Origin of the sequence: Cytobacillus sp., from assembly GCF_032154635.1 — a bacterium.
GTDB lineage: Bacteria > Bacillota > Bacilli > Bacillales > Cytobacillaceae > Cytobacillus.
Genome location: NZ_JALDXW010000038.1, coordinates 18,136 through 33,843, shown reverse-complemented (window position 1 = coordinate 33,843; position 15,708 = coordinate 18,136). Strand labels below are relative to the sequence as shown.

Annotated in this window: 19 protein-coding genes; 1 reads left to right on the top strand and 18 read right to left on the bottom strand. The window is 37.9% G+C overall.

The annotated features are described in order from the left end of the window. Window positions 1–378 precede the first annotated feature (378 nt). The 7 genes from RUH74_RS19890 to RUH74_RS19860 form a co-directional block, all read right to left on the bottom strand. Window positions 379–519, bottom strand: a complete 141-nt coding sequence (locus RUH74_RS19890) for a YrzI family small protein (protein ID WP_313803205.1) — start codon at window positions 517–519, stop codon at window positions 379–381. A 385-nt stretch (window positions 520–904) separates the two neighbouring features. After that, the gene (locus RUH74_RS19885; protein WP_313803203.1) at window positions 905–2,041 is read right to left on the bottom strand and encodes a bifunctional cystathionine gamma-lyase/homocysteine desulfhydrase; all 1,137 of its coding nucleotides are present in this window, start codon (window positions 2,039–2,041) and stop codon (window positions 905–907) included. After that, complete coding sequence (locus tag RUH74_RS19880) at window positions 2,042–2,965, bottom strand: PLP-dependent cysteine synthase family protein (protein ID WP_313803201.1); 924 nt, start codon at window positions 2,963–2,965, stop codon at window positions 2,042–2,044. A 23-nt stretch (window positions 2,966–2,988) separates the two neighbouring features. Then, the gene (gene mtnN, locus RUH74_RS19875; RefSeq protein ID WP_313803199.1) at window positions 2,989–3,687 is read right to left on the bottom strand and encodes a 5'-methylthioadenosine/S-adenosylhomocysteine nucleosidase; all 699 of its coding nucleotides are present in this window, start codon (window positions 3,685–3,687) and stop codon (window positions 2,989–2,991) included. A 16-nt stretch (window positions 3,688–3,703) separates the two neighbouring features. Next, window positions 3,704–4,342: a class I SAM-dependent methyltransferase gene (locus RUH74_RS19870; RefSeq protein ID WP_313803197.1), complete on the bottom strand. Its 639-nt coding sequence runs from the start codon at window positions 4,340–4,342 to the stop codon at window positions 3,704–3,706. Window positions 4,343–4,514: 172 nt separating this feature from the next. Then, the gene (locus tag RUH74_RS19865; protein WP_313803195.1) at window positions 4,515–4,826 is read right to left on the bottom strand and encodes a hypothetical protein; all 312 of its coding nucleotides are present in this window, start codon (window positions 4,824–4,826) and stop codon (window positions 4,515–4,517) included. Then, the gene (locus RUH74_RS19860) at window positions 4,823–5,689 is read right to left on the bottom strand and encodes an ABC transporter permease subunit (RefSeq protein ID WP_313803193.1); all 867 of its coding nucleotides are present in this window, start codon (window positions 5,687–5,689) and stop codon (window positions 4,823–4,825) included. Before RUH74_RS19860 ends, RUH74_RS19865 begins: the two co-directional genes overlap by 4 nt. Window positions 5,690–5,838: 149 nt before the next feature. Here RUH74_RS19860 and RUH74_RS19855 point away from each other — a divergent pair, with 149 nt between their 5' ends. Next, window positions 5,839–6,045: a YrzA family protein gene (locus RUH74_RS19855; RefSeq protein ID WP_313803191.1), complete on the top strand. Its 207-nt coding sequence runs from the start codon at window positions 5,839–5,841 to the stop codon at window positions 6,043–6,045. Window positions 6,046–6,082: 37 nt separating this feature from the next. Here the strand turns inward: RUH74_RS19855 and RUH74_RS19850 are convergent, their stop codons facing one another. The 11 genes from RUH74_RS19850 to RUH74_RS19800 all read right to left on the bottom strand — a co-directional run bounded on the left by RUH74_RS19850 (window position 6,083) and on the right by RUH74_RS19800 (window position 15,621). Further along, window positions 6,083–6,787 (bottom strand): YrrS family protein, encoded by a 705-nt coding sequence (locus tag RUH74_RS19850; protein WP_313803189.1) that lies wholly within the window; start codon window positions 6,785–6,787, stop codon window positions 6,083–6,085. A gap of 178 nt (window positions 6,788–6,965) precedes the next feature. Continuing rightward, window positions 6,966–8,729 carry a peptidoglycan D,D-transpeptidase FtsI family protein gene (locus RUH74_RS19845; protein ID WP_313803187.1) on the bottom strand — a complete coding sequence of 588 codons (1,764 nt, stop codon included), beginning with the start codon at window positions 8,727–8,729 and terminating at the stop codon, window positions 6,966–6,968. 208 nt (window positions 8,730–8,937) lie between these two features. Beyond that, on the bottom strand, window positions 8,938–9,414 hold the full coding sequence (gene greA, locus RUH74_RS19840; protein ID WP_313803185.1) for a transcription elongation factor GreA: 477 nt from the start codon (window positions 9,412–9,414) through the stop codon (window positions 8,938–8,940). A 139-nt stretch (window positions 9,415–9,553) separates the two neighbouring features. Beyond that, complete coding sequence (gene udk / locus RUH74_RS19835) at window positions 9,554–10,189, bottom strand: uridine kinase (protein ID WP_313803183.1); 636 nt, start codon at window positions 10,187–10,189, stop codon at window positions 9,554–9,556. Window positions 10,190–10,193: 4 nt separating this feature from the next. After that, window positions 10,194–11,462, bottom strand: a complete 1,269-nt coding sequence (locus RUH74_RS19830; RefSeq protein ID WP_313803181.1) for a peptidase U32 family protein — start codon at window positions 11,460–11,462, stop codon at window positions 10,194–10,196. A 49-nt stretch (window positions 11,463–11,511) separates the two neighbouring features. After that, window positions 11,512–12,441 (bottom strand): peptidase U32 family protein, encoded by a 930-nt coding sequence (locus tag RUH74_RS19825; protein ID WP_313803179.1) that lies wholly within the window; start codon window positions 12,439–12,441, stop codon window positions 11,512–11,514. A gap of 5 nt (window positions 12,442–12,446) precedes the next feature. Continuing rightward, on the bottom strand, window positions 12,447–13,085 hold the full coding sequence (locus RUH74_RS19820) for an O-methyltransferase (protein WP_313803177.1): 639 nt from the start codon (window positions 13,083–13,085) through the stop codon (window positions 12,447–12,449). Between the two features lie 219 nt (window positions 13,086–13,304). After that, entirely contained in the window at window positions 13,305–14,432 is a 1,128-nt protein-coding gene (gene mltG, locus RUH74_RS19815) for an endolytic transglycosylase MltG (protein WP_313803175.1), read from the bottom strand. Window positions 14,433–14,630: 198 nt separating this feature from the next. Further along, window positions 14,631–14,921: a DUF1292 domain-containing protein gene (locus RUH74_RS19810; protein ID WP_313803173.1), complete on the bottom strand. Its 291-nt coding sequence runs from the start codon at window positions 14,919–14,921 to the stop codon at window positions 14,631–14,633. A 13-nt stretch (window positions 14,922–14,934) separates the two neighbouring features. Further along, window positions 14,935–15,351 carry a Holliday junction resolvase RuvX gene (gene ruvX, locus RUH74_RS19805; RefSeq protein WP_313803171.1) on the bottom strand — a complete coding sequence of 139 codons (417 nt, stop codon included), beginning with the start codon at window positions 15,349–15,351 and terminating at the stop codon, window positions 14,935–14,937. A 3-nt stretch (window positions 15,352–15,354) separates the two neighbouring features. Then, on the bottom strand, window positions 15,355–15,621 hold the full coding sequence (locus RUH74_RS19800) for an IreB family regulatory phosphoprotein (protein ID WP_313803169.1): 267 nt from the start codon (window positions 15,619–15,621) through the stop codon (window positions 15,355–15,357). Window positions 15,622–15,708: the final 87 nt, after the last annotated feature.

Genomic DNA, 15,708 nt, shown 5'->3' with positions numbered 1-15,708 from the left:
TTCCCATTTATTCAACAACACTTACATCAGAGTAAATAATCAATCCTATAGTTGTGCAAAGTACTAGCCCCATCACAATTGTGAACATGATTTAGCCTCCCTTTAAACGCCCTTATTTATTTTAAATTTACCATAACCACATCGTAAATATTTAAAATAAATATGAACATTCTGTTAAGGAAGAAAAACTACTTGAGCCTATGCTTTGCGCTTCTTTTTTCTGAATTCTAGGGTCAAAAGCAATACGTGTAACGACATCAGGTATCCTCCTTTAGCTCAAGCTAGGTGGAATCCTTCTCCACCCATAAGATTGCTTGACGGCATTGCATTAAAAAATTCATTTTAAACTACCACCTTTCATTGTATATTTTAAGTAAATTAAAAGTGACGATACATTGAGAATTGACGATCACGGTTTTGTTCGTGAATTTTTTTGACCATTTGATTATGAAGTACTTCTTCCATAGAAACATTGCGTTTCTTAATGGTAATTGTAAAAAACAATATGTTTAATGTCATGATAAATTTCACCTCCTTTAAATGATCCCTATAGGGACAAAAAAGCCGCAAAGAGACATAGCTCCTGCGGCATCTTAAAATTGGGCACAAAAATGCCGCAGGAACACGATTCTCCCAGCGGCATGGATAAGCTAAGTAAAATAAATTAAGCGATCCATTTCCAGTAGGTCGAATTCGTTAAATATAAATCTGCATGTAATTTTCCAATAGCAATCAAGTTCATCATCATTTTATTCGACCCCCTTTTCAGAAAATTTTTCACTTACATTGGTAATTATAGCCACATGCGATCTATTTGTAAACCTTTTTTTTGCCTAAATTTTAAATTTTTCCAATTATATCACTCAACAAAAAACGCCCACAATAGGGCGTTTTCTATCGATTATTAATTTTCCAATGCTTCTTGTAAGTCTTCGATTAGATCCTCCACATCTTCCAGTCCAACGGAAATGCGAACTAATCCATCTGTTATTCCAAGCTCCGCACGACGCTCCTGTGGAATGGACGCATGTGTCATTCGAGCAGGAACGGAAATTAGACTTTCTACAGCTCCGAGGCTTTCTGCTAATGTAAAATACTTTATTTTCTCCAGAAGAATATCTGCATTTTTTTCACTGCCTACATCAAAAGAAATCATCCCGCCAAAGCCTCTCGCTTGCTTTTTGGCTATGTCATGATTTGGATGTGTTTCAAGGCCAGGATAATAAACCTTCGTTACAGAAGGATGGCTTTGCAGGAATTCAACAATCGCCTTCGTATTGCTTTCTATTTCTTCCATACGAATCCCCAGTGTTTTAATTCCTCTCATTAGGAGCCATGAATCCTGAGGACCAAGTACACCGCCTGTTGAGTTTTGGACAAAGTGCAAGTCTGTAGCCAGTTCATCGCTATTCACAACGACTAATCCGGCAACTACATCGCTATGCCCGCCAATATATTTCGTTGCACTATGCAGGACTATATCTGCTCCAAGTTCAATCGGTGTTTGCCAGTAAGGGGTAGAGAAAGTATTATCCACAATTGTCAGCAATTGATGTTCCTTTGCTACTTTTGCCGCCTCTGCAATATCCGTAATTTTCAATAGCGGATTAGTCGGAGTTTCTAAATAAAGAGCTTTCGTATTTGGTCTAATTTCAGCCTTAATATTTTCAAGCTTACTCGTATCAACAAAGGTTGACTCGATGCCAAAACGGTTCAATACCTTTGTCATTACGCGATACGACCCACCATATACATCATCGGTCATGATCACATGGTCACCGCTATTAAAAAGCATCATAACCGCAGTTATCGCTGCCATCCCCGAACCGAAGGCAAACCCTGCCTTCCCGCCTTCTAAATCTTTTATTAATTCTTCAAGCGCATGTCGTGTCGGATTGCCCGTCCGCGAATATTCAAACCCCTTATGCTTCCCAACACTTTCTTGTTTGTATGTGCTTACTTGGTAAATTGGCACGGATACAGCACCTGTATTTGGGTCTCCAGAAATTCCGCCATGAATGAGTTTCGTTTTTCTTCTCATTTATATACCGCCTTCATAAATTTTTTTGCTGATATATCGGTCACTGCCATCAGGAAAAATGGTAACAATATTTGTTCCTTCCTTTGCCTTCTTGGCCTCTTCTAATGCAGCATGAAGGGCTGCACCAGAAGAACTTCCAACTAATAATCCTTCCTTTAAAGCCAATTCCTGAACGAAGCGAAAAGCATTCTCATCAAGGACTGTATGGATTGCATCGAAATAGGTTGGATCGATAAATTCAGGCAAGAACTCCATTCCAATCCCTTCCGTTTTATGAGGACCAGATTCACCGCCATTTAAAATCGATCCTTCTGGCTCTACAATCACAGTTTTTATCTTAGGATTCTTTTCTTTTAAAAAGCGGGAAGTCCCCATAAAAGTGCCGCCAGATCCTGCTCCAGCAACGAAAATATCAATTTGGCCGTCCATTTGCTCCCAAATTTCCGGTCCTAGCGTTTTATAGTAAGTATGTGGATTCGCAGGATTCGCAAATTGCTGCGGACAAAACGAATTTGGAGTCTCATCAAGTAGCTGCCTTGCCCTTGCAATTGCTCCTGCCATTCCTTCGCTTGTTGGTGTATGGACAATTTCTGCTCCAAGCGCTCTCATAATGACTTGTTTTTCCATACTGAATTTTTCTGGCATACACACAATCACTTTAATCCCTTTATTCAAAGCTGCAAGTGCTAAACCAATTCCTGTATTCCCAGCTGTCGGTTCAATGACGGTTCCGCCTTCCTTCAGCTTTCCGCTTTCCATTGCTTCCCTCAAGAGTTCCTGCCCAAGACGGTCTTTCACACTTCCCCCTGGGTTTAAAAACTCAAGCTTTGCAAATAAGTGGACACCTGCAGGAAGAGCAAATTGATTTAGCTCCAGTATGGGTGTATTTCCAATTAATTCATGAACACTTTTAACGATGTTCAAACATACCCCTCCTTCGTTCGGAGTTATTGTTTCATCGCTGCTACGATCTTCATGACCAAGTCAGCTGAATGCAACGCAGCCTTTTCAAGGAATTGATCAAACGAAACATCTGATTCCTTTCCTGCAATATCTGAAAGTGAGCGAATAACGACAAATGGTGTTCCAAACTGATAGGAAACTTGTGCAATGGCCGCGGCTTCCATTTCAACCGCTTGAAGGTCCGTAAATTTGTCGCGAATAAACTCTACTCTAGCAGGATCATTCATAAATGAATCTCCAGTAGCAATCAAGCCGCGCACAACTTGAATATTTTTAATTGCTTTCGCACATTCTTCCGCAACTTCAACCAATCGGCTGTCTGCTACAAAAGCTGGTGGCAGTTGTGGAACCTGCCCATATTCATATCCAAATACCGTTACATCGACATCATGGTGTCTCACTTCAGTAGAAATAACAACATCTCCTACATTTAACTGTGGATTAAAGCCACCAGCAGACCCAGTGTTAATGACATAATCCGGTTTATATCTTTCAAGAAGAATAGCAGTTGATAAAGCTGCATTTACTTTTCCTATTCCTGAGCGTAAAAGCACAACGTCTACTCCATCCATTTTTCCGCTTGTATACTCGCAGCCCGCGATTACTTCTTGTGTTTTATCTTCAATTTTTTCTCTTAAAAGTGTTACTTCTTCTTCCATTGCTCCGATGATTGCAATTTTCATAATCAATACCTCTTTCTTAATTTTTCACTCCTTCCATAATCCAGACAAAATCATTGCATTGCTCGAACCTTGGTGTAAAACCATTCTGTTCTAACAACCCTTTTAAGAATGGGATTGTTGTATAGTATTCTCGCTGCAAATCTTCTGAAAGATTATGAAAGCCGTTTTCTATTGCTTTTTCTATTGCCCTCTTATAGCTTATAGCAGACTCATACATTGTATCCGCAAAGACTATTTTACCACCTGAAGCAAGTAGGTTTCCATACTTGGCAATAGCTGTTTCTTTTTCCTCATCGGTTAAATGGTGAAAAGCATAAGAACTTACGAATGTATCAATTGGTTGATCAAGAGGGAAGCTTAGAAAATCGCCTTCTACAATCTCAGCCTTATTTGCTAGCTTTTGCCTAGCAATTTTTCTCATTGAAGAAGATGGCTCCACTCCGGTTACCTTCAATCCTTTTTCTATCATCTTTACTGTTAAATTTCCTGTACCAGGTCCAAATTCAAGGACGTGACCAAAAGAGCGATCGGCAACTATTTGCAATAATTGATCATAATGTTTAAATACTTCTTTATATTCTATATCGTGTCCAGATACACTTTCATCGTAGGTATCAGCCCACTGATCAAATAGCTCGATAAACTCTTTCCCCATTGCATTCACTCCTCTGTATTATACACTTATAATTCCTATAAGTATAGTATGTATTAAACAAAAACATGTTCTTAATTTAACATAAATATGCAGAACATTCAACTACACAAGTGAAGGAGACGTTATAAAAAGACACCCAATTTTTTGAAATTTAGGTGTCTTTTCTCCATAATTATAAGTGACTCGTTCTTCTTGTCTTATTCTTCAATGAGGCATTTAAGCCCGATGAAAGAAGATAGAATGAAAACAGCAATAGCGTGAGAATATCATATCCCCATTTGTCAGTCCCAAATACATGTTCTTTAGAAGGCGGAAAAGGGGAACCTTTCAGTTGCTGTTTTCCATCATCAGTCGTTATATACCCTATTTTTTTGGAATACTCTAAATCATAAGGTGCTGCATACGGTCCAATTATGGAAATAATGACAAAAAAGGATAAGAGGGCCATTCCTATAATCAGTAAAATATTGGGTTTTCTTCTCATTTGGCTAGCCACCTTTCAGCTGCTGCCAATAATAATCTAAGTAAATAATAACAGCTCAAATAAAGAACAAATAAGGATAGCAAGCAAATGATCACAAGATTATACTGATAGCCAAACTTATTTGAATGAACAAATATAAATGATGCTAGTCCACGAGTATTGTATAAATACTCAACAATAAAGAGATTGCCAATCATAATGCTTAACACTTTATGTAAATCAGCCGTCAAAAAAGGAAGGACATTTGTTGTTACATGGAAGAAGTAAATAGATCTTTTGCCTAGCCCTTTAGATTTTGCTAATAGGATATAGTCCTCACCCGCTATTTCCGAAGTAATCTCAGATAAACTTTTAACTAAATAGATGGCGGGGATAATAATCAACGTAAGAATGGGTAAAAAAATGGCTGGATCATTCATGGAAGAAGAAGCTACTTTAAAAGTCTTTATTCCTACACTTTTATTAATAAAAACGACAGCTAACTGCAGAATAAGCACCAATAGAAAATCTGGAATCATTCCTAAAAACCCTAAGCTTGCATGGACCCAGCGATTCGTTTTCTTCCAAAAGAAAATCCCTAAAAAGATTGAAAAAGCAATAACAATGATGGCCGAAATTATTAAATATAAGTAGGAGGATAAAAAATAGGAAACTAGATCACTAAGAATCAAACGCGTTCGATTGCCTTGAGCATAGTACCAAGCATCTCCAGAAAAAAGCCCCCAAAAAAATTCTTTAATGGTTGTAGCCATTCCTTCTACATCGAATGCTACCGTTTTATCCATATTAAATAAGCTTACAGGAAGAGCTGCAAGGATTAGCAATAAAAAAAGACTAATTATGTGACGACATAAAGCTGCCATTTTCCCTCCATAAAAGTAGATTTTACCTATATCTTATCAGAATTTTCTATTATCAGAAATACAATTTTAAAAGGGAATACTATAGAGGTTTTTAAGTTAAATGTATTACAATATTCAAGAGGAATATTTATAGGAGGATTTTTGATGATATGAACTTTCAGCTAGATTTAATTGAGGATAAGATCGAATTTTTTGAAGCCTATGATTTAAAAACATTAGAGAAAAATATTCAAATTCAAATTGAAAACAATAAAGCTATTTTACTTTCTGTCCATCATGTTTCACATCAGATGAGCTTGGAAGAGAATGGGAGAAAGCATTATTCGGCCGTTGTGCATTTTAAAGCAAAAAGATGAGGCAAGCAAGCTAGCTTTCCTCATCTTTTTTGCTTTCTTACTTCTTTTCTACTTCATGTAATTCTTCTACTTTCGTTGGCTTCCAGCCTTGCCCATCGACCCAGTCAATATAGACGCGGTATACTTGCTTTTGGTCTTTTGTTGTAATCGTTCCAACGGATTTATTAAATCCGTTGTTTCCAAGAAACCAAACACTCATATTGCTTTGATCAACACCTGTTGCATAAGAGATTGCCTGAAGCATTTCTGCCCAGTCCACAGATTCTTTATCGTAAACAGCATAATGATCCCCGGTTTGAGTTGTTCCAATCGGCTTCCAGCTCGGGTTTTCAATCGTCTTTTTCACATTTCCACTGCTTCCGCCTTCGGTAACAACCGCCTCTTCTTCATTGGCCGGAACTGGATTTATTTCATTTTCATCTTCTGTGTTTGCAGCAGTTTCTTCGCTTTCTTTGATGCTTTCTGTTTCAGACTCAGCTTCCTGCTCATCTTTATTTTCATCAATAGCTGAATTCTTCTTTTCTTCTTTATTTATATTTTTCTCGTCTTGTTTTGACTCAATTTGCTGTTCTTTTTCCGCTGCATTTTCATCATTGTCTCCAAAAAAAATTTTTACAGAAACAAAAATAATTAGCAGTATGACGAGCCCAATGAGCATATTTAAAATGAAATTAGTTTTTCTGTGTTTTCCCCTCAATTCGGATCTTGATTCCCGACTTGATGAATCATAATTACGGTCCATAAGAAAGATTCTCCTTCCCATTCTTTTCAATCTGTTTATAAGATATTCTTTCAATATTTTAACATGACTTATTAAACAATGAAAAACATCTCAATCTGTTTCTCCTTACCAGACGGAAAATAAGCAAGGAAAGTTTCACTTTAACATGATCCTTACGCAGAAAAAAGAGGCTAATGTTTTAATTTTGACCATGATCATTGCGATAGATTTCTTTTACAATATCAGCAAATAACGGACTTGTACTGCTTGTGTTCCCGGTCGCTCCGAGCCTTACTGTAACAAGTGCATATTTTGGTTTATCGAAAGGGAAATAACCTGCAAACCACTTATTATAAAGAGGCTTATCCCCGCTCATTCTTCCCGTTTCTCCCGTACCAGATTTGCCTGCTACTTCAAATGGAAGGTCTTGTAGGCTTTTTCCTGTTCCATTTTTATTAACTACCACTTCACGAAGAAGCTTCTGCAGCTTCATGGCCGTATAGGGAGATATCGTCTCTCCTTCCATTTCCTTCTCTTTAAAATCAAGCAATGAGGTACTATTCTTATACTCAATTTTTGATGCCACACGAACCATTTTTTTATTCCCGCCTCTAGCAATTGTTGCCATCATATTAGCAACCGCTAATGGGGTTGCCCGAACTTCATGCTGGCCAATCCCTGTAAGTGCAACAAAGTTATTATCTTTTTTAGCATCTTCTCCTAAGAAGACTCTACCATTATCCTCTTGCACCTGTTTGAAACCTTTAAAATGGTAAATATCTCCGACCCAGCCAACGGGGCCCATTAATGAAAGCTTTTCAGCATAATTTTCGAGAATATTAGGGTCTATTTCCTTTAATTCCTTCGCTATTGTCGCAAACGTATTATTACAGCTTCTGGCAAAGCTTGCAGAGAAATCAAGCATTCCATATTGAAATAAAGGGTCAGGTTCACCTGTAATGGTCTTGCTGCAATCAAATTGTCGAGATGGATTTGTAAGCTCATAATCAATTGCTGCCGCAGTCACCACCGTCTTAAAAACAGACCCAATAATTTGCTCCTTTAACATGAGATTTTCTGTTCCGCCATTTTCTTTATTAAAAGGATCTGCCTGATTGATTGCCGGACGGGAGACCATTGCTAATACAGCGTTTGTTTCTATATCAAGAAGAACTGCACCTCCACGCTCTATTTTGTGCTTGTCGACTAGTTGCTCAACCGTCGCTTGCAATGCAGGATCTAATGTTGTTTTTATATTAACTGGATAAAAAGGGTTTGCTGGTTCCACATATTTCACATTTATCCCGAATAAAGGTCCACCAGTCGCATCAACATGATAGACAAGCTTTGATTTACCATCGGGCAATAAAAATTCATCAAAGCTCTTTTCCATTCCAGTTAGCCCTACCATTGTTTTCGAGGATAGTTCTTTATCCGGGTAACGATTGCGAAGCAATGTTTCGTTTTCTCCAGTAATGCCAATTAAATGCTCAGCTGGATTTTGTCTTAAATGATACTTTTTTTCAACGGCAAACACACCTGGAATTTGTAAGGCATTGATTTTCTCTATTTGGGGTTCAGTCAACTCAATTGGATTTGGCTCACCATAAGCAAATGGCTTCTCTGCCTTTTCTACTGCATGTTTGAGTGCATATTCGGATGCACCAATGATTTCAGCTATTTGCTTCCTGTCCCAATCCATTTTTTTCAAAAAAGGGAAGAGGATAAGAACTGGTTTGCTTTGATGAGTAATAGGTGTCCCATCTCTGTAAAGAAAATTTCCTCTGCCTGTATCAAGGATCATCTCCTGCGAGCGCTGAGTAACACTAGCCTCCAATAGATTGATCCCCCTTTTTGTAAAATGCTCTGTCTCCACTAATTGGAGCTGTATCAGCCTAGCAAGCAAAACGATTAATCCAGCGAAGCATAAGCATGACCATATAACTGCTCGTTTTTTCCACATAAAAAAACACCTCTTCAAAAGTTTTGACGAGGTTTCTACTTTTCAAACTATTTTTTAGCCGATTGATGAGGATGAGAAATAGTTTTATGTAATCTTAATTGCAATTTATAGGTTCATGAATTCTTTTCAGTGACCAACTTTTCCCCACTTATATGGACTTATATTAAGAAAGGAGAAGGTTTTCCCTTCTCCCTTAACTACCAATTTCTTACTTAATTGTTATGATTCGTACGTCCATTTCTCCACCAGGCGTTTGAACCTTTACTTCTTCGCCAACTTTATGGCCGATTAGGCTTTTCGCAATTGGCGAATCATTAGAAATTTTGCCATCAAATGGATCTGCTTCAGCACTACCTACAATCGTATATGTTTCTTCTTCTCCATCAGGAAGTTCGATAAATGTAACAGAACGGCCTAATGTGACTGTATCGCCACTCATTTCGTCTTCTGAAATGATTTTTGCATTACGGATCATATTCTCAATTGTAGTAATACGACCTTCTACGAATGCCTGCTCCTCTTTCGCTGAATCATACTCTGAGTTTTCTGATAAGTCTCCGAAGCTGCGGGCAATTTTAATTCGTTCTACAACTTCTTTACGCTTAACCGATTTTAAATATTCTAATTCCTGTTCAAGCTTTTCTTTTCCAGCTTGTGTCATAGGGAAAACTTTTTCCATTGCCAAAACCTTCACTCCTTCAAATTTTCACAACTCACATCGTGATTGTGTTCTTTCTTTTTTATGTAATAGGAAAATGCATATGAGCGCGTCCTTCGTTTAAGGACGCGCCTAGGACTTATTATATATTTTCTATGCTATTGTGTCATAAAAAAGACTTTTGTTCAAGAATTGTTTGAATTTTTGTGACCATTAAATCGATTGCAACATGGTTATGTCCACCTTCAGGGATAATAATATCTGCATAGCGCTTTGTCGGCTCAATAAATTGATTATGCATCGGGCGAACAACATTAACATATTGGTCAATAACAGAATCCATTGTTCTGCCGCGTTCATTAATGTCTCTAGATAAACGGCGAATAATGCGCAGATCAGCATCTGTATCAACAAAAAGTTTGATATCCATTAGGTTGCGGAGACGCTCATCCTCCAACACTAATATCCCTTCTAAAATAATAACATCCTTTGGCTCAACTGCAATCACTTCATTTGATCTCGTATGCACCGCATAATCATAAACAGGCTTGTTTATTCTTTCGTATCTTAGCAGCTTTTGGATATGTTCAATTAATAAATCATTATCAAAAGCAAGGGGATGGTCATAATTTGTTTTTAAACGTTCTTCAAAAGGCAGATGTGCTTGATCCTTATAATAATAATCCTGCTCTAGCATCAAAATCGAATGTCCTTTAAAAAAGTCATAGATCGATTTTGTCACACTCGTCTTTCCAGATCCAGAGCCGCCGGCCACGCCAATTACAACAGGTTTGCGTTCCATAGGATTAAATCTCCTTTCGCATCATGTTGTTTGGAAATACCGGTTTATCAAGCTTAAATTGTACAATTTGGAGCGGGTGCCGCGCTGCGTCCAGCTCGTTCCCCTTTTCATCCCAAATTTTATCAATTACATGAGTAAAGTTCTCTATTTCTGGTCCAAAAAACTCTACTTCCTGCCCCGGTTTAAAATGATTGCGCTGCTGAAGTGTAACGATTTTCGTTTCAGGATTATAGTCTAGAACCAAGCCAACGAAATCAAAATTCGTCTTTTTGCTATGATTTCCAAACATTTGCTCCTTATACCCTGGAACACCTTCAAAAAATGCTGGAGCTGTTTCACGGTTTGCACATTTTGCTAATTCTTCTAGCCATTCCTGCTTTATTTTGAAGTTTGCAGGATCTGCGCAATAAGCGTCAATTACTTTACGATACACACTCACAACTGTTGCTATATAATGTATGGATTTCATTCGTCCTTCAATTTTTAAACTGTCAATACCAAGCTCAATCATCTGTGGGATGGATTGAATTAAATTGAGATCTTTCGGGCTCATTGCAAATGGAGAATCCCCTTCATTAAAGAAAGGAACTTCATTTTCCCCTTCTAATTGATAGAGATCATAATCCCAGCGGCATGACTGACAACATCCCCCACGATTTGAGTCACGAGCTGTCATATGGTTACTTAGTGTACAGCGTCCTGAATAAGCTATACACATCGCACCATGAACAAAGGTTTCTATTTCGATATCGACCTTTTCTTTCATCTCACGAATTTCTTCAGCACTTGTTTCACGAGCAAGAACGACACGCTCTAACCCTTCTTCTTTCCAAAATTGTACGGCCTTCCAATTGGATAAAGACTGCTGTGTGCTCAAATGAACCTCAATTTCAGGAGCGACTCTACGACAAGTCTCAATAATTAACGGGTCTGCTACAATAATCCCTGCGATACCTGCCTCTTTTAGCCCAAGCATATATTCTTCTAACCCATCAATATTCTCATTATGAGCATAAATATTTGTAGTAACGTAAATTTTCGCCCCATATTTTTTAGCGAATTCTACGCCCTCTTTCATTTCCTCAAATGTAAAATTATCCGCATTTGAACGTAGACCATATTCTTGACCGCCAATAAATACTGCATCCGCACCATAATGAACGGCAATTTTCAATTTTTCTAAATTCCCTGCCGGTGCAAGCAATTCGGGTCTCTTCACGATTACCCTTTTACCGTCCACAATTCGGGAAATTTTATCTTCCACTACTGTCATAGGTAATCCTCCTTAATTAAAAGCATAAGCGGCTCGCGCTAGATATTTTTTAGTAAACCGTTTCTTTAAAGAAAAACCCAGTATCCAATGGACGATTAGCAGGCTGAATTTCTTCTATTTCACTTAGAAGCTCGTCCTTCACATCTTCATATTGATCCGGGTCTTCGATACAAAGATCAATTGCTTTTCGATATCGCTTCGTTACTTCAAGGATATACTCAGGGCTTTTTAAGATGCCATCAATTTTAAATGAATCTACATTTGCCTCAATCATTTCTTGAAGCTCGTCAATGATACAAATATCATTCGGACTCATAATATGTGTTCCGTTCTCATCTTCAAAAATCGGATATTTGTTGCCCCGTTCTTTATCATGCAAAAACATATTATGTTCTTGCCTACGATTTTCTACTTCCATAACTTTCCCTTGATATTCATAATAATTTCCTAAAAGTGAACGCTTAGATTGGAACATTGTCATCATTCCATGAACCTGAACCTCAATTTCTACTTCAGCATTCTCTTTCATTTCGATAATTGCATCCATATTAATTTCTCGTGCTAGAACAGCTCTTTTTGCCCCTTTTCTGCCCCAATAATTACATGTATACCAATTCGTCCCCGTTGTCTCAGTACTCCAATGCAATTTCATATTTGGCGCTGCTTCACGGGCTGCCATTAGAACAGCTGGATCACCAAAGATCACAGCATCTGCATTTACTTCTTGCAAGAATGCAATATAGTCAGAAAGCTCCTCAATCTTTTCATTATGAAAAATCGCATTCATAGCCACATACACTTTCTTCCCTTTTTCATGGGCAAGCTCAATGGCTTTTTTTACATCGTCCCTTGAAAATTCTCCAGCAAGACGTAAACCGTAACGCTGTTCACCTAATACAAAAGCATCCGCACCTGCATCTGCTAGCGGCATGATGTCTTCAACACGAATGGGTGTAACTAACAATTCTGGTTTTGACATTTCATTCACCTCTTTTTACTAATCGCAACCCCGTCACCTACTGGCAAAATTGTTGTATAAAAGTCAGGATGATTCATCAGCCATTTATTAAAAGAATCAATTTTTTTCACGAGATTGCGTGTACGTTTGTTTTCAATTTCTGGCTCACATACGAGTCCTTTAAAAAGTACATTATCTGTAATGATGACACCTTTATCATCGAGAAACTGAGAATATATTTCAAAAAAACGCTGATATTGCCCTTTTGCCGCATCGATAAAGATAGCCTGAAAAGGGCCATAATTCTTTACCAGTGGTTCAGCTTCAAGTGCATCCCCTTTAATAATTAGAATCTGAGCTTCCTTGCCAGCCTCTTTAATATATTGCTCAGCAAGCTCGTAACGCTCTGCATCCCTTTCAATGGTTACTATTTTACAGTTTGGAAGTGCATCAGCCATTCGAAGAGCAGAATACCCGATTGCCGTACCAACCTCTAAAATATGTTTTGGCTGCTGGATTCGCAAAAGCTGAAGCATCGCTTCAATTCCTGCAAGCTCCATAATCGGTACGCCATGATCATTGGCATATGATTCCATTCTTTGAAATATTTCTGGCCTAGCCGGTATAATTCCCTCTATATAAGCATGCAGCTTTTCATTTTCCAAGCTGCCATCACCTCTATCATTTAGACATGAAAAAAATAGCGTTCACGAAAGTGGATAATGAGTCATGCAAAGATCTTTGCATAATATCAGCTTTTTAAAGCCGTCATCCTTACTCGCCCGTGGGTTACGCTATCGTAAAAAATATAAAACACTTGAACTATTTTATCACAAATTAAAGGGGAATGCTAATTTTTCATTCATTCCCCTTTAATTTGTCACTTATTTAATATGTTGGGCTTTCTTTTGATTATGCTCATCAAGTGTTTTCGAAAATAGAACTTCCCCTGTTGAAGTTGCTAGGAAATATAAGAAATCAGAATCGTCCGGCACTAGTGCTGCTTCAATAGATACAACTCCTGCGTTAGCAATTGGTCCAGGTGTCAGACCTGGATATTTATAAGTATTGTAAGGCGAATCAATCTCCAAATCCTTATAAAGAACTTTTTCCTTATGCTCTCCTTGTGCGTATAAAACGGTTGGATCTGTTTGCAAAGGCATGCCTATTTCCATCCGATTATAAAACACACTGGCAATCTTATTTCGATCCACTTTTTCTGTTGCCTCTTCTTCAATTAATGATGACATGGTTAATAATTCATGAACTGATAACCCGCGTTCTTCCATTGCAATTCGGTATTCATCTAGAACATCAACCGTTTTGTCCAGCATAGGTGTAATGACTTCTTCAATTGTAGGATTTTCTTTATAAAATGAATACGTTGCAGGAAATAAATATCCCTCTAACGGGTATTTTATATCTTTATTAAGAATATCCTCTGTTAGAAGGCTAGGATATTTCTCCATTAACGATTTTATGAAGGATGGATCATTAAGCTGCTTCATTACTTCTTCTGCATTTCTATTCGTTTTTTCAGCAATAATACCCGCGATTTGATCAAGCTGTTTTCCTTCAGGAATGGTCAATTTAAATACCAATTCTTCTTCTAGCTTTCCAGTTTTGAGACTGTTAATGATCTCTGGAATTGTCATGGAAGGATTCAAGGTATATTCGCCAGCCATAAAACCTGTTTCATTCCTAAATTTAACGTAATATTTAAAGACTCTGGCATCCTTAATAATTCCGTTTTTCTCTAAAATTTTACCAATACTCGTAGATGATGACCCAATCGGGATTTCAACCTTTTTTTCTTTTTTATTATCTGGGTCTACTGGCTGAATGGCAGATTTAATATAAAAATAGCCGCCGCCAGCAATCGCACCTATCGTAATAACTAAAATAATTGCGATAATCAAAACGATTTTTCGAACTAATCGTGCTTCGCTTTGGCGTTCAATCATCTTTTGCCGAATCATATCTCTTTTATCGTTTTTATTTTCTTGAGACACTAATTTCCCCTCCAATCAAGCTGCAAACTTTACATTTTCAGCTTAAACCTATCTAGTCAAGTTGCTTTTTTATATCTCGGCTTATTATACTATATTTTCTTTTAGCAGTCGCAAATTAATACAAAAATCAAAGGGAACAAACAATTTTTACCAAAAAAAAGCTGACTTGTCTGTAGACAAGCCAGCTTTTTTACTTTCTTATTCTTCCTCTTCTGCAAGAAATGCGTTAAGCATCTCTTCAATCATTTCCCATTCTTCATCCGCATCTGGTTCAATCGGAATCAGTTCCCCATCCTGATTATCATCACTTGGAATAAATGCAGAAGCATGAATATCAATTTCCCCATCTTCATCTTCTTCCGCACCAATTGGATAATAAAGGACATAGGATTTACCGAATTCCTCTGAATCAAATGTAAAAAGGACTTCACATAATTGCTCGTTACCCTCTTCATCTACTACAGTAATATTTTTTTCTCCGTGTTCCATTTTCTTCACCTCATTAATTTTTGCTATCTAAATAGCCCTGTAAGATCATAACGGCAGCCATTTTATCAATGACCTTTTTTCTTTTTTTACGGCTAACGTCCGCTTCAAGTAAAACCCTTTCAGCAGCTACGGTTGACAAACGCTCATCCCATAATATGACAGGCAAGTGATAAAGCCTTTCAAGCTCAGCAGCAAACTTTTGATTGGCTTCTCCACGCGGACCAATTGATCCATTCATATTCTTTGGTAAACCGACAACAATTTTACTTACCTCATGATCTTTTATAATCTTTCCTATTTGCTCGAAACCAAAGTCATTTTCTTCTTCGTTAATCTTTATGGTTTCTAATCCTTGCGCTGTCCAGCCAAGTGCATCGCTTAGCGCTACGCCGACCGTTTTTGAGCCGACATCCAATCCCATCGTCCGCATATATTATCCCTTTCGCTGCTGCTTCAAGTATGATTTAACAAGCTCTTCGATGATTTCGTCCCTTTCAAGTTTGCGGATAATGTTACGTGCATCCTTATGACGGGGGATGTACGCAGGATCCCCAGAAAGAAGGTAACCAACAATTTGGTTGATTGGGTTATACCCTTTATCTTGAAGAGCTTCGTACACTTGTAATAACACTTGATTAACATCATGCTCGATTGGCTCTTCAGGAAAATTAAACCTCATTGTTTTATCAAATGAGCTCATACTTTACACCTCTTTTTTGATTGAGCGTTAAGCGGGGCCTAGTACAAGCCGATTCCGCTTTTCTTTGTCCAGCTACAGGCGCTATCG